Here is a 24192-nt window from a genome sequence, read left to right on the forward strand (position 1 = left end):
TCGCCTCATTTCACAGCAACAAGTCGACGGGGGCCAGGCACCAGCGACCCCCTGGGCGCCCCCGGCAATATCCAGCAATGCCGGATCAAAGGCTGCGTAAGCGAACCGCCGCCAAGATAGCCGGCCTGCGGCAGCGAGCGCTCCCCACGGCTAGCAGGGCGCTCGCGTTGAAGCCTGCCAGCGGGGCACGAGACGCAGCTTCCTGCCGCCTTTGCGTTTACCGTTCTGTCCTCTCTTCGTCATTGCCCTTCTCTTCCTCGGGCTTCGCCGAGCCTTGGTGGGCGAGAGGCTCGGCCCGATCGAGGCGCGGGTGGTGGTCGAGGAATTCGCGGTGCGGATCGGGCAGCGCGTCCAGCGCCTGGAGGGTGCGGGCCAGAACGTGAATGGCGGCCAGCACGTCCTGGGTATTGCCGGTTTCGGAAATGGTGTGCATGTTGCGAATGGGGAACCCGATGGAGGTCGCCGCACAATCCACCGCGGCGAGCACGCCAGCCATGCCGTCGGTTCCGGTGTCGGCACCGACGATGTCGCGTTGCATGGGGATGTCATGCTCCCGGGCGGTGCTTTCGATGATGCGATTGAGCTGTTCACTGGCGATGGCGCCTACCGACATGGTGAAGCCCTTGCCCATCTGCAACGGCTGCATGCGCCGGTCGCCGATGCCGGGGGCCGCCACATAGTCGTGATTCACGTCCACGCCGATTACCACATCCGGCCGCAGCTCGCCGGCAAGCACGCGGCTGCCGAAGCGACCGATTTCCTCGTAGCTGGCGATGGCGAACAACACCCGTACCTTCTCGGTACCGCCGGCCTCGGCGATCAAGCGGGCGACTTCGGCGGTGACGAAACAGCCAAGGCCGTTGTCCAGGTAGGCGCCGTAGAACGTATCAGGGCTGAAACCATGGCGGATGGGGCGGTCGAAGATGATCGCATCACCGGGACGCACGCCGAGGTTGAGCACCTGCTGCTTCTTGTTCTCGCCATGTATTTGCAAGTCGAGATAGATCTGTTCCTTCTTGATGCCCTTGCTGCCTTCGCGCTGGGCCGCGTCGGAAAAGTGGATGGCGCCGAGAGCCTCCACGGTACCGCCCTGGATGATGCGGTACCGGCCAGGATGCTCGGGGTCCTCACTGAACAGCTTGACTTCATGGCCGACCAGCACGTTGGGCAGGAAGGCGTCGGTGTTGATCCAGATCTTGCCGTCGTCGCCGATGCTGCGCACTTGCATGCGGATCTTGTCGGCGTGACCGATGATCATCACCTTGAACATGTCATCGCGGCCCGGATGGGTATCCCATACCGCGCCGGCATGTCCCTTGTACTGGTGCATGTGCCACCCCTTCGGCGCGAAGCGCTCGAAGTGGGGCTTGAGTACGCCATAGGTCATCGCCCCCTCGAGCCCAACGGGGCTGGGAGCGTCCAGGATGCGACGCATCAGGGTGAATTGCGCTTCCGGCATGGGCTCGGCCCAAGGCTTGCGGATTTCGCTCATTTGGCTTCCTTTCTCTTCGGCTTCTGACGTTGGACAGACTGCCCCTAGTTTGACAGATTCTGCGCCAAGTTGGCCTAGCGGAGCGAAGTGGGGGGGCGCAGCCGAACAGCAGCAGCCTCAGCCATAGCGCAAGAAGCCGCTTCGGCAGATGTCCTACGTGGACCGCTACCCATGTTCGCGACTCCCGCCGGACCACGTGACAAGAAAAAGGCAAGACCCTCGGGCCTTGCCTTCGTTCGACGACAGGCGTCGAACGGAGCCGTGACGCTCGCTTAAAGTCCTTCGGCGTCCGACAGGTTCATGTCGTCGTCCACCGTCTCGTGACGCTCTTCGTCGTACTCCTGGCCCAGCCCCTCGAGCTCATCCTCGCCGAGCGGTTGCTGAAAGACCAATTGCTCACCCTCCAGTTGCATGTCCGCCAACGGCAGGGCAACTTCCGTGCCGCCGAACACCCAGAAACCTCCCACGGTGGTGGTCGCCTGCAGGTCACCGCTGTCCTTGTGCTTGAGCACCTGCTCGACATCGCCGATCGTCTCCCCCTCGAGATTGACGATGGTCATGCCCTTGAGGTCGCCGGCCGTCATGTCCGCGATGCTGGGATCTAGGTGGCTCTCGGGATTGTCGAGATCGTCGAACCCTTCGTCAGAGCCGGCCTGGCCGGTATCGAGCTCGCTGTCGCTGGCGGTTGCCTGCTCATAATCGCTGGCATCGTCGCCCTCTTCGGGCAAGGCGGCTTCCGTATCCTCGACCGGTTCGACGCTTTCGTCTCCCCCCGTTGCCTGGGTTTCTTCGTCCTCGGTCGGCGGTGCATCGCCAGCGTCATCCCCCGCCGGAGTTCCCTGGGCTTCGCCGGTTTCCTCGCCTTGGCTATCCTGGGCTTGGCTGTCGGAGCCTTCGTTCTGGCTATCCTGAGACTCGTCGCCTTGATCGCTGGATTGGGTTTCGGCCGTCTCGGTGGTCTGCGCCTCCATGGCAGCGTCGTTGCGTTCGCTATCGCTCTCGGCGCTCTCGCCATCTTGGGCCATCGCGCCGCCCCCCAAGCCGGCCGAAATGGCGCCGATAGCGATCGCCAGTAGTGTCCTTTTCATCGCTCTCCCTCCTGGAATCGAGCATCCTGATAGGTCTCGGTAGGGCCTTGTCGGCTTTCTCAAGATAGCTGAGGCCAATCGCTCCCTGCCAACAACACGACGAAATGAGGCGTTACGTCGACGCAACGCCATGTGGCTGTCCGGAGCCGTTCAAGTGGTTCACTCGGCGCGTCTTCCACGCCAAGAAAGGGCCACTGCGTGACGAGTGGCCCACCAGGGTCAGACGCTGGGATGCACGTACCCGCTCCAGCCTTGGCCGGTGCCCAGATGCGTCGCCACGCCGACCACATCGGGCCGGTGGCGAGACATCACCGACCGCCCTTGCTGCGTGCCGAGATGCGTGGCGGTCATGCGCTCGGGGGCTTCGCTGCGGGTAGGGATCGTGCCATCTCCCGCTCCTACGTATGGCGAGCCGCCTTGTGTGCGTGAGTCGGAGCGGGGCCTGAACTGCGAATAGACCAGCCAGCCGAGTCCCACACTGGTCAGCAGCACGGGAACGGGGTTCTCACGTACGGAGTTGCCGAGGTTGTCGAAGAAGGCGCGGGCCCTGTCGCGGGGGACGAAACCGGCCGCCTGACGCTTGAGCTGCCGTGGCGAGAGCCGGTTCTCGATTTCATGAAGGGTTTCGTTCAGGTGCGCGCGCGAGCGTTGAATATCCGCTTCGATCTCGTCCGGTCTGCGATCGTGTGAACGCATGGGCATGCCTCCTTGGCGTCGCCGCTCCAATGGCTTCCTTCATGCTTCAAATTGGCCTGCGTTCTGGCTTACGTCAAGGAGTGACATGGGTTCAGGCACAACGAGGCCGGGCAGTTGCGCCATGCTGTCGCGCACAGGTCACTGTCTCGGGAATCCCATCTCGACGTCGTCAAGAACACCACCGGACGGGCGAGAAGCACGCGCAGGTGCGGGCGATCAGGCAGCGATTCGCTCCAGTATCTCCTCGATGGCCTCACGACGGGTGGGACGTACCAAGCGCGCCACCTCCGCACCGCCGTCGAGAAAGATCAGGGTTGGCCAAAGCTTGACGCGGAAAGCTCGCCCAAGACGACGCCCGCGTCCATCCTCGATCTTGAGATGGCGTACGTCGTCACGTCCGGCCAGTGCCGCCTCGAGCGGGGGTTGCATAGCTAGGCAATATCCGCACCAAGGGGCACCAAACTCGATCACGGCCAACCCCTCGAAACGCTTGATCTCGCCGAGGCTCGGTTCGACCGGCAGGTATCGATGTTGCATGGGCATGGGCACCTCCTCTTCGGCTCGCCAACGCCGTTACCCTCACCATAAGGGGCGAATCTCGCTGCGCTCAATGACAACGACCCCGCGCCTCTCTCGGCAGTATCGGACACTGGAACGCGCTGCGTCATGCACAAGTCGTTTCTCCTGCATATGCTATGGGCAGGTCCGGTCGCCACTCGAGGAATCTTCATGTCTCCCCTGAGTCCCCAATCCCGGCTGCGCGGCGGCCGTTGGCCATCGGGCATCGCCTGGCTGAGTGCGCTGCTGCTGGTCCTGGCCGCCCTGCTGCTGCTGGTCGCTGGGCCCGCCTATCGACTGGAGCTGCTGCCGCTGAGTACCGCCTTCGGCCTGCTGCGCTACGGCGGGCTACTGGGCCTGGGCGCCATCGCAATCGCCCTGCTGGCCCTGTTGGTGGCGCTGCTGTGTCGTCGCAAGCGCGTCATCTGGGGGACGGCGTTCACGATCGCATCCACCGTCGCTCTGCTGTGGGTCCCCTGGACGTACTGGCAGCGCGCTCAGTCGGCGCCGCCGATTCACGACATCACCACCGACCTGGAGACCCCACCGGCATTCATGGCGTTGGCTCCTGCCCGCGAAGCCGCTCCCAACGCCGTCGATTATCCCGGCGAGTCGTTCGCACGCCGTCAACGCGAGGCCTACCCCGATATCCAGCCGCGTCATTACCCCCTGCCCCTGGCCACGGTACGTGCCGCCGCCGAAGCCGCCGTGCTGGACATGGGCTGGGAAATCGCCGACATCACCGTTGACGCCGTCGATACCATCGAGGCCACCGCAACGACCACCTGGTTCGGCTTCAAGGACGACGTAGTGATTCGTTTGACCCAGGAATCCGACGGTATACGGGTCGATGCGCGCTCGGCCTCGCGCCTGGGGCGCGGCGATGCGGGCGCCAATGCGCAACGAATCCGCGACTATTTCGAAGCATTGGAACGGCGTACCGGCTGATATCTTCTTCAACCGATAACGGACCCAGGTTGACCGCTGCCAAGGAAGCTTATGCTACTGCAAGGCCTCAGTATCACGATTCTCGTGTTGAGTCATATCTACGCGGGGAAACTCCGCAACTTGAGCCGCATCCCCAGGAGTGCCTGGCTCTCGCTGGGTGGCGGCATTTCCGTCTCGTACGTTTTTCTCCATATCTTTCCGGAACTCGAACAGGCGCAGCAGCATCTGGCGGAACAGGCCGCGCTGGCCTTCATCGAGAGCCACGCCTACCTGGTGGCTCTCGCGGGCCTGCTACTGTTCTATGGCCTGGAGCACAGGATCAAGGCAAGAGGGCCCCTGCCTACCGACGGCGAGGCAGGAAGCGCGGAAAGGCCCGCCACCCGTGCTGGCATGTCCCTGTTCTGGCTGCACATTGCCACCTTCTCGCTCTATAACGCCCTGATCGGCTACCTTCTGGTCTACCGGGACAGCACGGTTACGGAAACCGTGTTTTTCGTCGTGGCCATGGCGTTTCATTTCCTGGTCAATGACCATAGCCTGTATTACCACCACCGAAACGCCTACCTGCATTTCGGCAGATGGATACTCTCGGCGTTCATTGGCCTGGGCTGGGTCGTCGGCTTGAACTTTCAAATCAGCGAAGCGGCGACGAGCGTGCTGTTTGCTTTCCTGGCGGGAGGCATCATCCTCAACGTATTGAAGGAAGAGCTGCCGGAGGAGCGCAAGAGCCGCGTCTGGCCTTTTGCCTTCGGAGCCACGCTATATTCCGTTTTACTTTTGACCAGTTGATGAGAGGGGTGAGATGGCCCAGACATCGTCCGACCAGTCCCAAGAACCTCATAACCTCGAGCAGATGCTGGATCGGTTCGTGCAGGCGGAGCGTGACGAAAAAACCGATCAGGTCAGTCTCGGCGGCATCCTTCACGAAGTCGGTCGCCGATCTTTTGCCCCCCTCCTGCTGGTTCCCGGTATTATCACCCTGTTGCCTGTCGTCGGGGATATTCCCGGCGTTCCTACCCTGATGGCACTGTTGGTCCTACTGGTTGCCGTACAGCTTCTGTTTCGGGCGCATCATTTCTGGATACCTGAGTTCCTGTTGAATCGATCCGTTTCCAAGGGGAAGCTCGACAAGGCGGTCAGTTGGAGCCGCCGATCCGCTCGCTTTCTGGACAAACTTCTCAAGCCGCGACTGACCTTCCTGACACACGGTCCGGGCATCATCGCCGTTGCGCTTGCCTGTATCGCCATTGCCTTGGCCATGCCGCCCATGGAAGTGGTGCCTTTTACCGCCAACGGTGCCGGCCTGGCCCTCACGCTATTCGGCCTTTCCCTCATGTCCCACGACGGTCTGCTGGGGGCAGTGGCGTTTGTCCTGACCTTCGCCACGTTATTCTTCGTCTATCTCGGTATTGTCTAGCTCGCCAACCTCTCTTCCCTCATGAGCGGTTGTCGTCGCTCACGAGTCGACGCAGGTCGCTCAGGACCTCTTCCCTTGGGTCGTCCTGGCGGATGAGCAGTTGCGCTTCCCCGTTGCGGTCGAAGGCGAAGACCGCGCTGGGGTGAGAGACCATGTAGTGCCCCTCGCTATCCTTTTCGCCATAGCCGTAGGTCACACGATAGCGACGCGTTAGCGCATCCAACTGCTCTTCGTTGCCGGTGAGGCCGACGAACTCGGGTCCGAAATTGGCGGTGTACTCACGCAGGGTCTCGGCATCATCACGGGCCGGGTCCACCGAAACGAACAGGACCTGCAGGTCGTCACGCGCCTCCTCGCCGAGTTCATCCAAGAGCGAATCGAGATGCGCCATCGTGGCCGGGCAGATGTCGTGGCAGTGGGTGAAACCGAAGAAGAGCAGCGTCGCATGGCCGCGAAAGGCCTGTGCCTCGACGGCTTCCCCCGACTCGCTCATGAGTTGGAATTCCAGCGGCGGCATGAGGCCGGAAATGTCCTTGGTGTGCCAGCCTGGGTCGGAGCAGCCGGCCAGCAGCGCGACGAACGATAGCACGCCCATTACCCGTCCCCTTTTCGGCAGAAGACACACCGGGAAAGGAGCATGGCGTCGTCTCGCCGTGCCCGGAAGGGTCATGAATGATCTCATGGTGGCGGCATCTCCCGTTCATGCTCTGCTTCGCCCTGGTCCACATCGCCCTTGCCGGAGAGGATGTCACGAATCACGATCAGTACGCCGATCACACTCATCATCGATGCCGGTATCCAGGTGATCAAGCCACCGAGCTGCTGGTCGGTCAGTGGCGCGATGGGCCAGGCGCGGCCGCAGACGGCATAGACGTCGAACAGCACGCTTTCGCTGAAGGTGAGGTAAGCCCCCAACAGGATCTGTGGCGGAACCACCACCAGCATCGCCATGATGCGCGCGCCATATCCCAGGCCGCCCTGCTCCGGCGTATGCGGATCGAGCACCAGCCACCAGAACAACAGACCATCAAGCAGCATGCTCCAGTTCATGATCTGGTAGCGCTGACGGCTGAGCATCGCATCGAAGTGGATGTCGGGAATCAGCCAGAAATAGATCAATCCGACAAACAGCATCGGGGCGACCACAGGATGTTGCAGCAAACGGTACGCTGGGCGAACGACCCAGCCAGCCAAGTTCCGTCCGGAAATATGTCTCACCCGTCGCGGCGTGCCTGCCGCCAGTACCGGCAGCGGCGCCGCCAGCGCAATGAGAAACGGTGCCGCGTGATGCAACACCAGGTGCTGGGCGCGATGGGTGAAGAACATGTACTGCGAGAGGTAATCGTAGTGGGTCTGAGAGACGGCGTAGATCGCCACGACACCGAGCAAGAAGGCAAGCGGGCGCCAGAATCCCGGCGCTTGGTCCCGGCTCCGCAGTCGCTTCAGGCCACGCAGGTAGCACCCGGCGGCAGCCAGACAGACCAAGGCCCAGGCGGGTGAAAACTCCCAGGGCAAGAGGTAACCGGCGACTCGCTCGAACTCGAGCATTTTCCTTCCTTTACCGAGGCGACATGTCGCCGCCTGATAGCTTGACCCTCAAGCATAGCGAACTTGGCCCGCCATGAAACACCGGGCCGGTACATCGGGCGAGACGAACGGCGACCGATCCGAAAGAAATGTAACCCTGCCTTGAGAAGCGTAAGAAACGGTGACCATCTTCGGCAGCGACAAGCAGGAAGCACCATCCTGTACTAGGTTGAAGCCGAAACAGGCAACGAGCCGACTCAGACCCAGGACCGGGACTGGCGAAGTACTCTCAGCGCATCGCCGAGAAGCCAAGCAGATGCGCGGCATGACGCGCCTATCGAATTCTGAATGGAATGCGCAGCCACCACCGTTTCGCGCACGCACGTTGCAATGGACTGGCATCCCGATGTCCCTTAGCAAGCACATACGGACAACAGGACCGCTCGGGGCCGCCGCCCCGTTTCTGGCTGCCTGCGAAGGGCCCCAATCGGCCCTCGATCCTGCTGGCTCGGCCGCGGCGCTGATCGCCAGGCTCTGGTGGCCGACGTTGTTCGTCGCCATCCTCGTCACGCTGCTGGTGCTCGCGTTGCTGACGGTGGCTGTGTTCCGTGCCCATAGGCGACACGCCGCACTTCCGTTGAACGCTCGCCAGAGCCGCAACCTGGTGATCGCCGGCGGCATCATTCTGCCGCTGGCGGCAACGATTCCCTTCGCCCTGTCGAGCTTCTCCATCGGACGCACGATCAATGCCCCGCTCCCCGACGATGCCATGACCGTGGAGGTCGTCGGTAAACAGTGGTGGTGGGAAGTTCACTACCTGGACGAGGCGGGGAACCGCATCGCCACGACCGCCAACGAGATACACATCCCCGCTGGCGAGCCGGTCCGCTTTTTGCTCAAGTCGGACAACGTCATTCACAGCTTCTGGGTACCCAACCTGCAGGGCAAGACGGACATGATGCCGGGGCGCACGAATGTCACCTCGGTGACGGCGGACGAACCTGGGGTCTATCGCGGCCAGTGCGCGGAATACTGCGGCACGCAGCATGCGCTGATGGCGTTCCTGCTGGTGGCCGAGGAGCCGGAACGATTCGACGCCTGGCTGGAGGGCCAGCGCCAGCCGGCGACAATGCCGGAAACGCAGGCCCAGGCACGCGGACACGACGAATTCTTCGAGGCCGGATGCGCCGGATGCCACACCATCCGCGGCACATCGGCCTCCGGCGATCTAGGCCCCGACCTGACCCATATCGCCAGCCGGCGCACGTTGGCCGGCGCCACGGTGCCCAACCGTATCGGACACCTCGGCGGCTGGATCACCGACCCGCAGCACGTCAAGCCGGGTAGCAGGATGCCGCCGAGCGAATTGACGCCGGAGGAGCTCAAGACATTGCTCGGCTACCTGGAGAGCCTGGAATGACGCTGGAGAAACCCGCCAACCCTCGCGACGTGACCGATTCGCCGGAGGAAACCGCGTGGCTGGAGCGCACCTGGCACTCGCCCGGCGGGTTGCTTGGCTGGTTCACCCACGTCAATCAGCGCATGATCGGCAAGCGCTTCATCATCACCGCCTTCATCTTCTTCCTGCTGGCAGGGATTCTCGGCATCCTGATTCGCCTGCAACTGGCCGGCCCCGAGCAGCAGTTGCTCGGGCCGGAGCTCTACAACCAGTTCTTCACCATGCACGGCACGGTAATGATGTTCTTTTTCGCCATTCCGGTGATGGAGGGCTTCGCCATCTACTTCGTGCCGCTGATGATCGGCACGCGCGACATGGCCTTTCCCCGGCTCAACGCCTTCGGCTATTACGTCTATCTGATTGGCGGGATCGTATTGTTCGGCTCGCTGCTGCTGAGCATGGCGCCCAATGCGGGCTGGTTCAACTACGTGCCGCTGTCGAGCAAGCTCTACTCGCCCGGCTACGGCGTCGACATCTGGACCACCATGATCACTTTCATCGAGGTCTCGGCACTGACCGCGGCGGTGGAGCTGATCGTCACCACACTGAGAATGCGTGCACCGGGCATGTCGCTGAATCGCATGCCGCTGTTCGTCTGGGCGGCGCTGGTGATGTCGTTCATGATCGTCTTCGCCATGCCGGCGGTGATCGTCAGCAGTACGCTGCTGATCCTCGACCGGCTGGTCGAGACTCAATTCTTCATTGTCGAGGGCGGTGGCGAACCGCTGCTGTGGCAACACCTGTTCTGGTATTTCGGCCACCCCGAGGTGTATATCATCCTGGTGCCGGCGCTGGGCATGATCTCGACCATCATCATCACCTTCACGCGGCGTCCGATCTACGGCTACACGGCCCTGGTACTGTCGGTGGTGGCCATCGGTTTCGTCAGCTTCGGTCTGTGGGTGCACCACATGTTCACCACCGGCCTGCCCCAGCTCGGCATGAGCTTTTTTACCGCTGCCAGCGCCACCATCGCCATCCCCAGCGGGGTGCAGATCTTCTGCTGGATCGCCTCGCTGTGGGGTGCCAAGATCCGCTTCGCTACGCCGATGCTGTGGGTGCTGGGGTTCTTCGCGATCTTCGTCATTGGGGGGCTGACCGGCGTCATGGTAGCCTCCATTCCCTTCGATACCCAGGTGCACGATACCTTCTTCCTGGTCGCGCACTTCCACTACGTGCTGATCGGCGGGGCGGTCTTCCCGCTGATCGGCGCGACCTATTACTGGTGGCCCAAGATCACCGGTCGCATGATGAGCGAAGCGGCCGGCAAATGGAGCTTCTGGCTGGCCTTCATCGGTTTCAACGTGACCTTCTTCCCCATGCACCAGCTGGGGCTCGAAGGCATGCCACGGCGCATCTACACCTACGTCGAGGAGATGGGCTGGGGCGATCTCAACCTGCTGGCGACGATCGGCTCCCTGGTGCTGGCGACAGGCTTCGGCGTCACCCTGATCAATGCCATCTGGAGCGTGTTTCGCGGCCAGCGGGCCGAGCCGAATCCCTGGGGTGCGCCTACCCTGGAGTGGGCGGCGGACTCACCGCCAGCCTCCTATAATTTCCGCCATATCCCCGTGGTACACAGCCGCTGGCCGCTATGGGACTGGGAGAGGGATCGCGAACGCGCGGTCGTCACCGGCCTGCGCAACGACCGCCGCGAGGTGGTGCTCACCAGTATTCTGGATGCCAAGCCCGTGGGGGTGCAGGTGCTTCCCGCACCGACCATCTGGCCGTTCGTCTCGGCGGTGGCCGCCTCGCTGGGTTTCATCGGCATCATCTTCCATCCGATCTTCTTCGCGATCGCCTTCTTCCTGGTGGCATTCACCTTGGTGGCCTGGTTCTGGCCACGCCGACCCTGGAGGAACGATTGATGAAAGTCGTGCAGGGTATCGATGTCTCGGACATGACCCGTTTCAATCCCGATCAGCGCGCCCCCTTGTGGTGGGGCATTCTCGGCCTGATCGCAATCGAATCCGCGGTGGTGCTGACCTTCTGTGTCAGTTACCTGTACCTGGCGGCCTACGCCGAAGCCTGGCCGCCGAGCGGCGAGTCGGCCCCGCCCATGCTGTGGCCGAGCATCAACCTGGGGCTGTTGATGCTGAGTAGCCTCACCATGTTTCTCGCAGGGCAGGCCATCAACCGGGGCAATCAACGAGGCTTGGCCATCGGCGTCACCGCAAGCGTACTGTTGGCGTCAGCGGTGCTGGTGCTGCGCTCACTGGAGCTCATGGCCTACGAGTTCAGCTGGAAGGACCATGCCTACGGCTCGATCGTCTGGACCATCTCCGGCTTTCACTACGTTCACGTGACATCGATCGTCTTCGGCAGTGCGGTGGTGGCCATCCTCGCCTGGCGCGGCTATTTCACCCAGCAACGACAGATCGGCGTCGTGGTGGATACCAATTACTGGTATTTCGTCTGCTTCGCCTGGATTCCCTTTTATCTACTCTTGTATTGGGGGCCTCGCGTTTATGGCCAGTGAGTCGAATGGCGACGTGCTGCTGCACCCCCTGATGCTGTGGTCCGGCTGGGTGATCGGTCCCGGCGCCTGGGCGCTGCACCTGATGGGCAGTTACCTGCTGGTATCCAGGGCCTGCGAAACCGGCTCCATGTGGCTGCTGCACGGCACGACACTGGTTACCTTATTGCTCGGCCTGGCTGGCGCCGCAGTGGCCTGGCGACAGTGGGGCCGCGCCGGGCGGCGCTGGCCGGGCTCCGGCGATGGCGAGGCGGGGCGCATACGTTTCATGGCCGTCATGGGCCTGCTCATCAGCGCCCTGTCCGGGCTGCTTATCGTGGCCGAAGGGATTCCCAACTTTTTCCTGGGTCCGTGCCTATGACAGCGAGATCCGTGTGCTTCCTGCTGCTAGCGCCACTCCTGGCTACCGGCTGCGGCAGTGATGAAGCCGCCCCGCCCCCGGGCGATCCGGAAAAGGGTCGAGCGATCATTCGCGCGTACGGCTGCGGCAGTTGCCATGTCATTCCCGGCATTCCCGGAGCGGACGGTCGCACGGGACCGTCGCTCGAGCGCATCGCCAAGCGCGTCTACCTGGCGGGGGTATTGCCCAACACACCCGATGACATGGCGCGCTGGATTCGCGAGCCGGAAACGGTCGACCCGCGCACGGCCATGCCGAACATGGGCGTCAGCGAAAGCGACGCACGAGACATCACCGCCTACTTGTACACACGGAAATGAATAACCGGGATCGCCAAGATTCAATCCAGCAGATCCGCAAGCGGATCGAAATCCATGTCGGCCTTGCCATCGCGGCACTGGTCGTCGCCATGGGAGTGGGCGCGGCCGGCTTCGTCTATTGGGGCGCCTATAACGTCTCGGCGCTGCAACAGCATACCGAGCCCGTCTTCACCCTGCTCAACCTGGCGCTGGACCGCTCCATACGTCAGCGGGCCGAGGAGATCGAGCCACCGCCGTTGACGCCGGAAAGGGCCGAGCAGGGCCGGCTGATCTACCAGCATAAGTGCGTGCAGTGCCATGGCGCGCCCGGGGTGGGCCGCGACGACGTGGGCAAGGGCATGACGCCGGTGCCGCCCAACCTGGCGCATACGGCAAAAACCAAGAGCGCCGCCGAACTCTTCTGGCCCATCAAGCACGGCATCAAGATGACCGGCATGCCGAGCTGGCAATTCACGTTCACCGACGAGCAGATCTGGGACATCGTCGCCTTCATCACGCAGATGCCCGAAATGTCTCCGGCCGACTACCGGGCGATGGGGGGTGGCGAGGAGCGCGAACCGACTCGCGACGTGACGACCGCGAGCGCTCCCGCTCCGACACGTGCCGCCGCGGTGCCCGACCCCGAGCGGGGCAAGCTGGCGCTGTACGGCTATGCCTGCATCGCCTGCCACAGGATTCCGGGCACGGTAGGGCCGCATGCCGACGTCGGCCCGCCACTCAACGGCATCGGCGGGCGCCGCTACCTTGCCGGCGTGCTGCCCAACACCTTTGACAACATGGTGCAGTGGCTTCGCCATCCCACCGAAGTCAATCCGCTCACTGCCATGCCGGACCTGGACGTGACGCAGCAGGACGCCATGGACATGGCGGCCTATCTCGAAACGCTGGAGTAGGAGCGAAGCGCGACCCCCGGCCAATTCGAAGCGCTCGGCCGCGAGCCGCGTCACCGTCATGCCTCTGGCGGCAGTGCATCAAGGGTACGCAGCGCCTCGTTGACGATGCCCTGCCGCTTGGGCAGGTCGGCCATGCGGTTGGGCGTTTCCATGTTGAGGGCGAAGAACACCGGGCCGCTGGGGCGCTCGACCCAGCCCACCCACCAGCCGAGCTTGCCGCTCCAGCCGGTCTTGCCACGCAGGATCCAGTCGCTGCCGGCGCCGACGATCATCAGGTCCTTGACCAATCGCTGGTCGGCCTCGTCGAACGGCAGTTCGTTGCGATAAAGCCGCTCGAGGAACTCGATCTGCTCCTCGGCAGAGATCGCCAGCATGCCCTCCTCCAGCCAGAAGTTCTCGACGTCGTCGCCGATCTCGGCATTGCCGTAGTCGATCGCCTCCAGGTAACGCCGCTCCCTCTCGTCGCCGAGTTCCCGGGCGAATTGCTGATAGAGCCATACGACAGAGAGGCGCATGCCCGAACGCAGGTCCTGGTCGCCGTTCCATTGGGGAAAGCCTCGCTCGACGCCATCCCAGGGAAAGACCTGAAACTCGTCCTCCACCACATCGGCATCCAGGACAAACAAGGTGTGAGGAATCTTGAAAGTCGAGGCCGGCACGAAGCGTTCACGGGCACGCTCTTCGTCGTGCACCAGGATGCTCCGGCCGCCTTCGCGCTTGTCGACCACCAGCAGGGTACCGCTGGCCTCGTTGGCGCGGAAGATCTCGCGCCAATCGGCGCGCTCTTGCCAATCCCCCGCCGCAGCGCTCAGCGGAACGAGGGTCAGCAGCGCGGCCCCGGCCAACGCTTTTTGCCACAGGGATTTCAGCCTCAAGGTTTTTAGGGTCATGGTTCCATCCGTTCGTCTTGGGTTGTCGTGATAGGAGTAGGCGACGCGTCGGATGGGAGATTAGCGGCACGCTGCCGGGGTTCACAAACCATGTTATCTTGCCCGAGCCATTAACTGAGTTAGGGCTTATGACCCGACCCTACCTGCCGCTCAATGCCCTGCGTGCCTTTGAGGCCTCGGCCCGCCATCTGAGTTTCACGCGCGCCGCCGATGAGCTGAATGTGACCCAGGCGGCGATCTCCCACCAGGTCAAGCTGCTGGAGCGACGCCTCGATGTGGTGCTGTTCAAGCGCCTGCCTCGCGGGCTGATGATCACCAGCGAGGGGGAGGCGCTGCTGCCGGTGTTGCGCGATGCGTTCGATCGCATGGCAAACATGTTGGAGCGGCTCGAAGGCGGCAAGCTACGCGAGATTCTCAACGTGGGTGCGGTGGGCACCTTCGCGGTGGGCTGGCTGCTGCCGCGCCTGGCGCGCTTCCAGGCCGAGCACCCGTTGATCGAGGTTCGCCTGTCGACCCACAACAACCGGGTCGACCAGGCCACCGAAGGACTGGACTACACGATTCGTTTCGGTGACGGCGCCTGGCACGGCCTGGAAGCGACCCGTCTGTTTCCGGCGCCCCTGTCGGCGCTGTGCGCGCCGTTCATCGCCAACCGGCTGCGCACCCCGGCGGATCTCATGCACCAGACGCTGCTGCGCTCCTACCGTGAGAACGAATGGACGCAATGGTTCACCGCCGCCGGCGTGGCACGCCCACCGGCGCGGACGCACGCCATCGTCTTCGACTCTTCGCTGGCGATGATGGAGGCGGCCACGCAAGGGGCCGGGGTCGCACTGGCGCCACCGCGCATGTTCGCGCGCCAACTCGACGAAGGGCTCGTCGTGCAGCCCTTCGATCTCTATGCCTCGCTCGGCAGCTACTGGCTCACACGGCTCAAGTCGCGCCCGCCGACGCCGGCCATGCAGGCCTTTCACGACTGGCTGCTGGTGGAGGTACACATGGCCTACGGCGACACCGTCCAGGGCTGACCCACGCACCGTCGCTCGCGGCGAGGGAGCCCCTAGCAGAGCGCCTCGGCGATCGGCCGCTCGCCATCGAGCAGCACGTATTCGCGACCGATAAGATCGCGCGATTGCACCAGGTGCCGCAGGGCGTAGGCAACATTGGCACGCGATACGCTGTTCTCGCCGCCGGTCTCCGTCAGCGAAGTGGCCACCCGCTGGCTGGCGGGTTGATCGATCAATCGCCCCGGCTTGAGGATCACGTGGGGGACCGCCGAGGCACGCAGATGGGCATCGGCGGCGTACTTGGCAGCCATGTAGGGGCGCAGCTTTTCAGGCGCCTCGAGCGGGTCTTCGGCGCGCATGGCGCTGACCATCAGGAAGCGCGACAGGCCGCGCTCGCAGGCCAGGTCGATGGCACGGATGGCACCGAAGAGATCGATCATCAGGGTCTTGTCGGGGCCGGTATGCGGCCCCGAACCGGCAGTGAAGATAACCTGGTCGCAGCCATCGAAAGCGTGGCGCAGCTCGCCTTCGAGATCGGCGACCACCGTGTCGATGCCGCGCTCGTCGAACCAGGCCCGCTGGCCGGCATCGCGAATCATCGCGCGGATGGGCAGGGCCGCCGTTTCGGCCAGTTCGCAGAACTGTCGGCCGATTTGGCCATTGGCGCCGATTACCAGTGTGGTCATGAGCCCCCTCGATGCGGTCAGACAATCGGAAAGGAAAATCGAGAGAATCGTTCCACAGCCTAGCTCACGCCTGCGCGTGCCTCCAAGCATGGGCGCCTCGCGTGTCGGCTGTGCTAGCCTGTCGTTGCCGAATGAATCCATCACGTTGCCCGAGGCCGATATGCTGCGCATCTCCAACAACGTGGAACTGCCCGACCACGAAATCGAGATCAGCCAGATCCGCGCCCAGGGGGCGGGCGGCCAGAACGTCAACAAGGTGGCCTCCGCGGTGCATCTGCGCTTCGACATCCCCCACTCAAGCCTGCCGTCCTCTTACAAGGAGCGGCTGCTGGCGCTGCGCGATCAGCGCATCAGCAAGGAGGGGATCGTGGTGATCAAGGCGCAGAGTCATCGTACCCTGGAACTCAACCGCGAGGACGCCCTGCAGCGTCTGAAGGCGCTGATCCAGGAAGCGGCAAAGACGCGCAAGACACGCAAGCCCACCAAGCCGACCCGCTCTTCACAGCGCAAGCGCGTGGACCGCAAGACACAGAAGGGGCAGACCAAGGCCATGCGCGGCAAGGTGAAGACCTAACTAACGGGCGGCTGCTAGGCTAAGGAGACGTATGCCGAACCGGGGAGAGTCGATGCCATCGCCGAGAGTCACGCGCACGTTGCCCCTTGGCCTGGAGCGCCTGCACCTCGCATGGGATCTGCTCGTGATCGTGCTGGTGGTGGCCAACCTGGCGCTGCTGCTGTTCGACAGCCTGTTCCTGCTGCCGCCCCTCAACGATGCCTTCGCCGCCCTGGCGCCGGGACTGCACGCTACCTACGACCGCCATGTGCATGACAATTTCATCGCCATCGATCTGGCGTTCGTCGCGGTCTTCGTGCTCGACGTGCTGCTGGGGTGGGCGGCGGCGATCGCCGAGCGGCGCTACCATCGCTGGTTCTTCTACCCTTTCGTGCATTGGTACGATGTGCTGGGCTGTATCCCGCTAAGCGGATTTCGCCTGCTGCGCGTGCTGCGTGTCTTCTCCCTGCTCTTCCGGCTTCAGCGCTTGGGTCTTATCGATGTCCGTCGCTGGCAATTCTACGCGTTCTATGCCAAGTACTACGACATCCTGATGGAGGAGCTTTCCGATCGCGTGGCGATTCGCCTGCTCGGCAACATGCAGGAGCAGATCCGCTCCGGTGACTCGCTCTCGGCCCGGGTCATCGACCAGGTCGTCATGCCGCGCAAGCAGCAATTGATCCAGGAGATCACCACCCGCCTGGAGGAGATGGCCGGCAGCGCTTACGCACGCAACCGCGACGATACGATGCGCTACGTCAGCGCGTTGGTCGGGCGCACCGTGGCGGAAAGTCAGGAGATGCGACGCCTGAGGCGCCTGCCCATGGGCGATCTGATCTCGCGCGGGATGGAGTCGAGTCTCGCCGAGCTGGCCTGTCGGCTGGTCAACGAAGCGATGGCGGGACTGCGCTCGCCGGAGTTCAAGGCGCTGCTGGCGCGCCTCACCGAGAGCGGCTTCGATTCTTGGGTGCAGATCGACAAGCACACCGACCGGGTAACCGAACAGGTGCTCGTCGACATGCTCGAGCTGGTCAAGGAGCAGGTCGCCGTGAAGCAATGGCGACGCCGCTACGAGTGAGTTGCCCGATTACGGGTGTCTGGAACTGAGGATATGGTGGACCCCGCCACAGTCGACCATCGGGTCCTCGCAGTTGACCACGATCTCCGAGCGGGAGAGCACGTAGCTCTTGCCGGTGATGGTGTTCTCCACCACCTGGTGCCCACCGCCGGCCTCGCGCACCTCGATGAACTCGCCGATGAAGCCCGTCTCGCGCAGCGAAATGGTTTCCAGTTTGTCGCCCGGCTTGATGGTGCCTTCATACTGCATCAGCGCCAGCCGTGCCGAGGTGCCGGTGCCGGTGGTGCTGCGGCAGATCACACCCGGGTGGACGTAGGTTGCCGAACGCGAGCGGTAGAAATCGTCTGCCACCTGCTCCACTGGCCCCATGAAATGCAGGAACGGCAGCGGTCCCACATCGCCCAGGGTGTAGTGCGAGAAGCCGCTGTGGGCCTGAATCGCCTCGACGATGCGAAACGCGCACTCGGACAGCGCCCGCTCCTCCTCGCGCTTGAGCGAGAAGCCTAGCTCGGCGGCGTCCACCAGGGCGTAGAAACCGCCGCTATAGGCGATGCTGTAGGTCACGTCGCCCACCGCAGGCACATGGATGCGTGCCCGGTGGGTGTCAATGTAGCTCGGCAGGCCGCCGCAGGTGATCGCCTCTACCACCCCATTCTCGACCCGGGCCTCGATCTGCACCAATCCGGCGGGCGACTCGAGGGTGAAGTGCTGGATGCCTTCCCGCTTGGGAATCAGCCCGGTCTCGAGCAGCGCCGTGGCGGTACAGATGGTATTGGAACCGGAATAGACCGGATAGCCCATCACCTCCATGATGATGTAGCCCATCTGTGCCTTGGGGTCGCAAGCCGGCACGATCAGGTCCACCGACATCTCGGGGATGCCGTAGGGCTCGTTGAGCAGCAGACGGCGCAGGCCGTCGGCATCGTTCTCCAGGTATTCCATCTGTTCCCGCACGGTACTGCCGGGCAGTGGGTCGATGCCGCCGGTTACGATACGGCTGACGTCGCCGCCGGCATGGGTATCGAGCAGTTGCAGGGTGAGTTCGTGGCTCATGCGTTTTCCTTCAGCGCGTAAGGGGCCCCATGCTCGGCCCACTGGGCGTCGGGCACGACGACGATCTTGCCCAGGAAGTTGCTGCCACGGTTGACGAAGTAGCGTTCCGCCAAGTGAAGCTCGGAGAGTTTGAAGGCGGCATGCAACACCGGCTTCAGTTGGCCGCCGCGAATCCACTCCACCAGTTGCTCGGCCTCCTCGCGGGTGCCGTGGGAAACGCCGAAAATCTGTACCTGGTAGAGATAGATGCGGGTCCACATGATCTCGCTGACGTTGCCACCGCTGGCCCCGGCGATGGAGAGGCGCGGGTAGGTGGTGCGGGCTTTCATGTCCTGGATCATGGTGTCGATGAAGAGGTCGGTCATCTCGCCGCCCACCAAGTCCATCACCGCGTCGATCGGTGCACCGCCCGTGGTTTCGAGCACACGCTCGACGAAGGTCGGCAGATCGCCGCGATCGATCACCGCTTCGGCGCCCAGCTCGAGCAACGCCTCCGCCTTGTCGGGCTGGCTCACCGCATAGGGAATCGCGCCCACGACGCGGCACAGCTGGATCAACGCGGTTCCCACGCCACCGCTGGCGCCGCTGACCAGCACTCTTTCGCCGGCCGCAACCCGGGCCGAAGTCATCATGTGGTAGGCGGTCTGGTAGGAGCACATGCCCATCGCGGCCAGTTCGGCGTCGGCGAGTTCCGGGTTGGGCACATGGTGGAACTGATCCGATGGCACGGCAATGTACTCGGCGAAGCCGCCGTCGGCACCGTGGCCGTAGTAGTCGGGCGTCAGGTTGATATCGCGGCGCGCATCGGGGTAAAGATTGAAATCGAGTAAGCCACGCTCGCCGAGACGCGCGGCATCCACCCCCTCGCCGACCGCCACCACGCGCCCTGCCACGTCCGCGCCTTGGATACGGGGAAAGGTCAGGGTCGGCTCCCCCCCCATGGCGAAGGACGTGACGTCCCCCTTGTCCTTGGTCGGATAGAGCCCTTCGCGGGCCTTGCGGTCGGTGTTGTTCTTTGCCGTGGCGGTGACCTGCACCAGCACCTCACCCGGTCCAGGGCGCGGCGTGGCGACGTCTTCTTGGTACACCAGTTTGTCGATGTCACCGTGTCCGGTCAGCAGCATGGCTGCCATGGTATCCGGAACGATGGGGGCGTTGGCTGCAGGCACGTGCTCCTCCTTTGCTCGGTTCTCGTCGATCGGTTGGCACCCCGACGGATCGATCGCCCTTCCGTTCCATGACCTGCCATTCCAGGCAACGACATGCCCGAGCTGCACGCAGGGCGTGTCAACGGGGAGTCATTGCACATGGGTAGCGAAAGGAGATGGAGGGGCAGTTGGATCCGGCGAGTCGCGATGACAGTGATTGAAGCATGCTCGGGACGTGGCTGCATACCGTTGATCATGGGGTATTTTTTCTGTTTTTGACGGTAACGACTGGGGGTTCTTTCTTCACGTGGAATACCGACCACGATCGGGTCGGCTGCGCGCGAGGGGAAGCCCCTCGTTCGGCCGGTCGCTTGCGCTGGTGACCGGCGCCTTCGCGACACGCGTCGTTCGCGTGGGCATGGCACTCGATCGGTCGCTATTCTTAGGAACATAGACGCCCAGCCAAGGGCAAGGAGCAATGGGACGCAGGAAGTCCGCACGGGTGAGGGAGACACCATGAACTATTGGCTGATCGTCAACGACGCCGCCGGCGATGGCCGCCGGGGGGAGCGTTTCTGGCGGGAGCATCTGGAGGCGGCCGGCCTTGAGCACTTGCGGATAGGCCAACTCACCGATACCGACTGGGAGCGAGAGGTAGAACCCGGCGATCGGGTACTGGTGGCCGGCGGTGACGGCTCGGTCGGCCGGGCGGCCACGGTCTGTATCGAACGGGATGCCACCTTGGCCGTATTGCCCTCCGGCACGGCAAACGATTTCGCGCGCAACCTGGCCCTGCCGGAGGATCCAGCGGCACTGTGCCGTCTGGCGGTGTCCGGCCAGACAGCCAGCGTCGATGTCGCCTGGATCAACGGTCGTCTGTACCTCAATGTCGCCCATATCGGGCTCGGCACCATGCCCGCCCGCGAGGCCACCCATGAGCGCAAGCAGCGTCTGGGGCGTTTCAGCTACTTGATCACCCTGGCGCAGCGGGCCAAGTTGCAGCGCGGTTTTTCCGGCCGCATCGAATGCGACGACCGGATCGTCGAGGGTCACTGGCTGACCATTGCCATCGCATCAGGCGCCTATTTCGGCGGCGGATACCACATCGCCGAAGCCCGGATCGACGACGGCCAGTTGGATGTGGTGGCGGTGCGCCATCGCTCCTGGTTGCGTCTGCTGTTCGCCTTCTTCGCCACCCGATTGCTGGGGCATACGCCACGCAACGACGACACTGTGACTCATATCCATACGCCTCAATGCCATATCCGGCTTCGCCAGAGCCGCACCTTGACCGCCGATGGAGAAACGCTGGGGCGCATGAGCAGCGTTTCGGCGTTTACCCGACGCGGCGTGCTCAAGGTCGTGAGTCATCCCCTCGCCGAGTCCCAGTCGACCCCGCTGCATCCGGCCGAAGACCGAGCGCCCGGGTACGATGCCCCCATGGTGCGTCCGGGCCAGGGCCAAGAGCCATGAGGGTGCCTAGGTGCTGGGCAAGTGCAGAATGGCGCCCCGCAGACCGTCCGCATCGGCCCACAGCTTGCCCAGGGTGATCGGCAGGCGGAACCGACGCCTGCCGGCCGCGCCGGGGTTGAACAGCAGCCGTTCGTGACGCCACTCGTTACGCGGCTTGTGCGAGTGCCCGTGCAGCACGGCATCGCACGGCACATCCGGGTCGGAATCGGCCAGGTCGTGTACCAGGTGCAGACGCCAGCCGTTGACCACGAGGTCACGCGTCATGGGCAGCGATTCCGCCCAGGTGGCCCTGTCGATGTTGCCGCGCACCGCCTGAAGCGGCGCCAGGCCGGAGAGACGTTCGAGAATGGCGGCATGTTCCGGCTTGTGACCCACGTCGCCGAGGTGGAGGATCAGCGCGCAATCCGCAAGCAGGCACAAGGCCTCATCACGCAGCAGGCCATGGGTGTCGGAAATCACTCCGATGGGAGCGGAGATACTGAACGTCGCTGACATGGCTGCCGCCAACAGGAAGGATGAGCGAAGGTCTGGCCCACACGCAGCCGAGACGAGAAAGGGCATCGCCGCGACGATGCCCTGAAAATATCCCGCCAGAGCGTGGAAGACCGCTCTCGACGAACATGCCTGCTCAACATTCAATGCTTAGTGATAGTGCTTGCTGCAGTTGGCGATCTCGCGCGCCATCTCGTCATCCTCGCAGCGATCGGCGATGTCGCTGAGCGTCACCACACCGACGAGATCCTTGTCGTTCTGGTTGTTGAGCACGACCAGACGCTGCACGTGCTGCTGCTGCATGTTGCGCAGTACCTCCTTCACGTCCTGATCTTCGAAGGCATACAGCACTTCCGTAGTGGCGATCGAGCTTGCCTTGTCGTCCGGATTCTTGCCTTCGGCAAGCGCGCGAACCGCAAGGTCGCGATCCGTGACGGTGCCGATGATCCGGTCATCCTGTACCAGGGGCTCGAAGCCGGAATTGTCCTTGCGCATGCGCTCCGCGACTTCGCGGATGGAAGCATCGGCACTGCAATAGTCGGGGCGCTTGGTCATCACTTCACGTACTTGCATAGCACACACTCCTGTTTTGACCATGATGTGCGTAAAATCCGCACCGCTTCCTGCTTCTGCTTTGCATTGTCTTGCCTATGAAAAATAGCCACCTCACGGGCAGGCATCAAAACGTACACTGTCTTTGTTTATTGCGAGGAGTTAAGTCGAGTTACCCGATTTGACGCCCTTCGGCCAAGTGCTAGCTTGACTAACGGAGCTCACCTCAACGCCATAACGACAAATGCTGGGGACGATCATGAAGAGAACGGATGCCATGGCCCGACACCTGCCGAGCGCCTTGCCGCTTGCCCTGCTCATGGGCCTTGCGGGATCGACACAGGCCCAGTCGGACGCTCCCCCGGCAGCGCAGGAGATCCCACGCATCGAGGCGTCGGAGTGCGCCACCGAAGTACTCACCGAGATGGGTGCCGAGTGCTATACCTTTCATGGTGAGGAGAATTGGAGTGCGCCGAGCGGCAATACCGTCAAGATACCGGTAGCGGTATTCGAGCCCGAATCGGGCGAGGCGGAAGAAATTCCCGTCTTCTTCTTTCCCGGCGGTCCCGGCTACTCCTCGCTGGGTGAACGCGAATACATGGAGCAGCTGCGCAAGGATATCGGCGACCGGACCCTGGTGACCATGGACAACCGGGGCTTCATCCATGCCGAACCGGCGTTGGAGTGCCCCGAATACGCCAAGGTTTCGCCGTATCACAACATCATCCATACGCCGGCGATTACCGCCTCGCTGGACCCCATGGAACGCATGGAGGCCATCACCGGCGTGGTGAGCGATTGCTACCGCAAGCTGGTCGATGAAGGCATCGACGTCTCGCAGTACAATGCGCTAGCCGTCTCGCGCGACGTCGACGAAATTCGCCGCCTGCTCGATTATGACCGGATCGACGCCTTCGGCTCCTCGACCGGCAGCGGCACCGTGGTCTCCTTCATCCAGTATTACCCCGACAGCATTCGCGCCGCGATCCTCGGCTGGGCCTGGTACAACCACCTGCGCAACCGCGCGCCGGTGGATGAACTCTACACGGCCAAGCAGTCGTTCACTGATGCCCTGGCCCTTTGCGTTGCCGACGACGAAGCCTGCCGGGAACTGGTGCCGAACTGGTTCCAGGCCATCGATCGCACGCGCCGTACCCTGGACGGCAAACCTTTCACCGCCCAAGTGGAAACGGCGGCTGGCGGCGAGACGACCCTCTACTTCGATGGGGCGGCCTTCCTCGACACCCTTTACCTGACGCTCGCCTCCGACTATGCCGAGCTACCGAGCCTCGTCGCCGATGTCGAAGCCGGCGACTACTCGCGATTGAACGATTTCTTCCGCATCGACGATTATGTTCCCGAGCCCGAGGCGCCCAACTATGCGCTCGGCTATTTCCTCGCCCACGTCTGCAACGACATGGGCAGTAATCGGCCCACTGTGGCCGACTCCACCGCTGCCGTGGCCCGCGAGCCCGCCGTGCTCGGCTTCGAGCCGCCGTGGTTGTGCGCCTGGTGGGGCGAGGATGGCGACGTGCCTCCCGAGCACAACGACCCGCCCGTCGCCGAGACACCCGCCTTGGCGCTGCATGGCCAGATGGACCCGTGCTGCACGCCGCGCTGGAGCGAGCATCTGGGTCGCACCATGCCCAACCTGCAGTACGTGGTGTTCCAGGGGCTCGGTCATAGCCCCGTCAACGAATGCCGTTCGCGGATGGTCAGCGCCTTCCTCGATGACCCGATGGCCGAGGTCGACGACAGCTGCAAGAACGAGGTGGCGCTGGAACCTTGGGTGATCGAACCGCCGGATGGCGCACAGAACCGGGATACGTGACGCCCCGCTCTTTCGAAGCCACGGCCGGGAGCCCGAACAGCGAGCCGGGTAAGCGGCGAGCCCCGACTCACGCGGCGCCCGGCGAACAGCGCCAGGCCGTCGCCCGCAACCGCGGTGATACGCTTCGTCGGTTCGACATCCCGGAGACGATACCG

Annotated in this window: 26 protein-coding genes; 14 read left to right on the forward strand and 12 right to left on the reverse strand. The window is 63.5% G+C overall.

Annotated elements, in window-relative coordinates; all coding sequences use genetic code 11:
• Positions 1-217 precede the first annotated feature (217 nt).
• The 4 genes from F0A17_RS08895 to F0A17_RS08910 form a co-directional block, all read right to left on the reverse strand.
• Positions 218-1492 carry a M20/M25/M40 family metallo-hydrolase gene (locus tag F0A17_RS08895; protein WP_149327971.1) on the reverse strand — a complete coding sequence of 425 codons (1275 nt, stop codon included), beginning with the start codon at positions 1490-1492 and terminating at the stop codon, positions 218-220.
• 272 nt (positions 1493-1764) lie between these two features.
• Positions 1765-2580 (reverse strand): PRC-barrel domain-containing protein, encoded by an 816-nt coding sequence (locus tag F0A17_RS08900; RefSeq protein WP_187774663.1) that lies wholly within the window; start codon positions 2578-2580, stop codon positions 1765-1767.
• 219 nt (positions 2581-2799) lie between these two features.
• Positions 2800-3276 carry a DUF3618 domain-containing protein gene (locus tag F0A17_RS08905; protein WP_187774664.1) on the reverse strand — a complete coding sequence of 159 codons (477 nt, stop codon included), beginning with the start codon at positions 3274-3276 and terminating at the stop codon, positions 2800-2802.
• A 216-nt stretch (positions 3277-3492) separates the two neighbouring features.
• Positions 3493-3819 (reverse strand): thioredoxin family protein, encoded by a 327-nt coding sequence (locus F0A17_RS08910; protein ID WP_149327974.1) that lies wholly within the window; start codon positions 3817-3819, stop codon positions 3493-3495.
• Between the two features lie 186 nt (positions 3820-4005).
• Between F0A17_RS08910 and F0A17_RS08915 the strand changes: the two genes are divergently transcribed.
• The 3 genes from F0A17_RS08915 to F0A17_RS08925 are packed head-to-tail and all read left to right on the forward strand — an operon-like array spanning position 4006 to position 6199.
• Entirely contained in the window at positions 4006-4782 is a 777-nt protein-coding gene (locus F0A17_RS08915; protein WP_149327975.1) for a DUF1499 domain-containing protein, read from the forward strand.
• 51 nt (positions 4783-4833) lie between these two features.
• Positions 4834-5571, forward strand: a complete 738-nt coding sequence (locus tag F0A17_RS08920) for a hypothetical protein (RefSeq protein ID WP_149327976.1) — start codon at positions 4834-4836, stop codon at positions 5569-5571.
• 13 nt (positions 5572-5584) lie between these two features.
• Complete coding sequence (locus F0A17_RS08925; RefSeq protein WP_149327977.1) at positions 5585-6199, forward strand: exopolysaccharide biosynthesis protein; 615 nt, start codon at positions 5585-5587, stop codon at positions 6197-6199.
• A gap of 19 nt (positions 6200-6218) precedes the next feature.
• Here F0A17_RS08925 and F0A17_RS08930 read toward each other — a convergent pair whose 3' ends face one another.
• Together F0A17_RS08930 and F0A17_RS08935 are read right to left on the reverse strand one after the other, a co-directional pair.
• Complete coding sequence (locus tag F0A17_RS08930; RefSeq protein WP_228716857.1) at positions 6219-6794, reverse strand: SCO family protein; 576 nt, start codon at positions 6792-6794, stop codon at positions 6219-6221.
• A gap of 83 nt (positions 6795-6877) precedes the next feature.
• Positions 6878-7747, reverse strand: a complete 870-nt coding sequence (locus tag F0A17_RS08935) for a cytochrome c oxidase assembly protein (protein WP_149327978.1) — start codon at positions 7745-7747, stop codon at positions 6878-6880.
• 385 nt (positions 7748-8132) lie between these two features.
• Between F0A17_RS08935 and coxB the strand changes: the two genes are divergently transcribed.
• From coxB to F0A17_RS08965, 6 genes are read left to right on the forward strand one after another with little or no spacing between them, the layout of a single operon-like run.
• Positions 8133-9146 carry a cytochrome c oxidase subunit II gene (gene coxB / locus F0A17_RS08940; RefSeq protein WP_149327979.1) on the forward strand — a complete coding sequence of 338 codons (1014 nt, stop codon included), beginning with the start codon at positions 8133-8135 and terminating at the stop codon, positions 9144-9146.
• Complete coding sequence (ctaD, locus tag F0A17_RS08945) at positions 9143-11053, forward strand: cytochrome c oxidase subunit I (RefSeq protein WP_149327980.1); 1911 nt, start codon at positions 9143-9145, stop codon at positions 11051-11053. The genes coxB and ctaD overlap by 4 nt, the downstream gene beginning before the upstream one ends.
• Positions 11053-11664, forward strand: a complete 612-nt coding sequence (locus F0A17_RS08950; protein WP_149327981.1) for a cytochrome c oxidase subunit 3 — start codon at positions 11053-11055, stop codon at positions 11662-11664. The genes ctaD and F0A17_RS08950 overlap by 1 nt, the downstream gene beginning before the upstream one ends.
• Positions 11654-12022, forward strand: coding sequence for a hypothetical protein (locus tag F0A17_RS08955; protein ID WP_149327982.1), 369 nt, complete (start codon positions 11654-11656; stop codon positions 12020-12022). The genes F0A17_RS08950 and F0A17_RS08955 overlap by 11 nt, the downstream gene beginning before the upstream one ends.
• Positions 12019-12381, forward strand: a complete 363-nt coding sequence (locus tag F0A17_RS08960; protein WP_149327983.1) for a c-type cytochrome — start codon at positions 12019-12021, stop codon at positions 12379-12381. Before F0A17_RS08955 ends, F0A17_RS08960 begins: the two co-directional genes overlap by 4 nt.
• Positions 12378-13274: a c-type cytochrome gene (locus F0A17_RS08965; RefSeq protein WP_149327984.1), complete on the forward strand. Its 897-nt coding sequence runs from the start codon at positions 12378-12380 to the stop codon at positions 13272-13274. The genes F0A17_RS08960 and F0A17_RS08965 overlap by 4 nt, the downstream gene beginning before the upstream one ends.
• Before the next feature lie 56 nt (positions 13275-13330).
• On the opposite strand, the gene blaOXA is transcribed toward F0A17_RS08965, so the two are convergent.
• Positions 13331-14164: a class D beta-lactamase gene (gene blaOXA / locus F0A17_RS08970; RefSeq protein WP_149327985.1), complete on the reverse strand. Its 834-nt coding sequence runs from the start codon at positions 14162-14164 to the stop codon at positions 13331-13333.
• A 128-nt stretch (positions 14165-14292) separates the two neighbouring features.
• Between blaOXA and F0A17_RS08975 the strand changes: the two genes are divergently transcribed.
• Complete coding sequence (locus F0A17_RS08975; RefSeq protein WP_149327986.1) at positions 14293-15192, forward strand: LysR family transcriptional regulator; 900 nt, start codon at positions 14293-14295, stop codon at positions 15190-15192.
• A 32-nt stretch (positions 15193-15224) separates the two neighbouring features.
• Here the strand turns inward: F0A17_RS08975 and F0A17_RS08980 are convergent, their stop codons facing one another.
• Positions 15225-15857: an SDR family oxidoreductase gene (locus F0A17_RS08980; RefSeq protein ID WP_149327987.1), complete on the reverse strand. Its 633-nt coding sequence runs from the start codon at positions 15855-15857 to the stop codon at positions 15225-15227.
• 160 nt (positions 15858-16017) lie between these two features.
• On the opposite strand from F0A17_RS08980, the gene arfB reads away from it, so the two are divergent.
• Both arfB and F0A17_RS08990 read left to right on the forward strand, forming a co-directional pair.
• Positions 16018-16431 carry an alternative ribosome rescue aminoacyl-tRNA hydrolase ArfB gene (gene arfB / locus F0A17_RS08985; RefSeq protein ID WP_149327988.1) on the forward strand — a complete coding sequence of 138 codons (414 nt, stop codon included), beginning with the start codon at positions 16018-16020 and terminating at the stop codon, positions 16429-16431.
• 52 nt (positions 16432-16483) lie between these two features.
• The gene (locus F0A17_RS08990) at positions 16484-17488 is read left to right on the forward strand and encodes an ion transporter (RefSeq protein WP_149327989.1); all 1005 of its coding nucleotides are present in this window, start codon (positions 16484-16486) and stop codon (positions 17486-17488) included.
• Positions 17489-17497: 9 nt separating this feature from the next.
• On the opposite strand, the gene F0A17_RS08995 is transcribed toward F0A17_RS08990, so the two are convergent.
• On the reverse strand, positions 17498-18541 hold the full coding sequence (locus F0A17_RS08995; protein ID WP_149327990.1) for a proline racemase family protein: 1044 nt from the start codon (positions 18539-18541) through the stop codon (positions 17498-17500).
• Positions 18538-19674: a zinc-binding dehydrogenase gene (locus F0A17_RS09000; protein ID WP_149328234.1), complete on the reverse strand. Its 1137-nt coding sequence runs from the start codon at positions 19672-19674 to the stop codon at positions 18538-18540. The genes F0A17_RS08995 and F0A17_RS09000 overlap by 4 nt, the downstream gene beginning before the upstream one ends.
• Positions 19675-20205: 531 nt before the next feature.
• Between F0A17_RS09000 and F0A17_RS09005 the strand changes: the two genes are divergently transcribed.
• Entirely contained in the window at positions 20206-21162 is a 957-nt protein-coding gene (locus F0A17_RS09005; protein ID WP_149327991.1) for a diacylglycerol/lipid kinase family protein, read from the forward strand.
• Positions 21163-21168: 6 nt separating this feature from the next.
• Here the strand turns inward: F0A17_RS09005 and F0A17_RS09010 are convergent, their stop codons facing one another.
• Both F0A17_RS09010 and F0A17_RS09015 read right to left on the reverse strand, forming a co-directional pair.
• A complete protein-coding gene (locus tag F0A17_RS09010) occupies positions 21169-21657 on the reverse strand; it encodes a metallophosphoesterase family protein (RefSeq protein WP_149327992.1) in 489 nt (162 codons plus the stop codon).
• A gap of 147 nt (positions 21658-21804) precedes the next feature.
• Positions 21805-22227, reverse strand: coding sequence for a CBS domain-containing protein (locus F0A17_RS09015; RefSeq protein ID WP_149327993.1), 423 nt, complete (start codon positions 22225-22227; stop codon positions 21805-21807).
• Between the two features lie 238 nt (positions 22228-22465).
• On the opposite strand from F0A17_RS09015, the gene F0A17_RS09020 reads away from it, so the two are divergent.
• Positions 22466-24037, forward strand: coding sequence for an alpha/beta fold hydrolase (locus F0A17_RS09020; protein ID WP_228716858.1), 1572 nt, complete (start codon positions 22466-22468; stop codon positions 24035-24037).
• Positions 24038-24192: the final 155 nt, after the last annotated feature.

The sequence above is a fragment of the Billgrantia pellis genome (assembly GCF_008297955.1).
Classification (GTDB): domain Bacteria; phylum Pseudomonadota; class Gammaproteobacteria; order Pseudomonadales; family Halomonadaceae; genus Halomonas; species Halomonas pellis.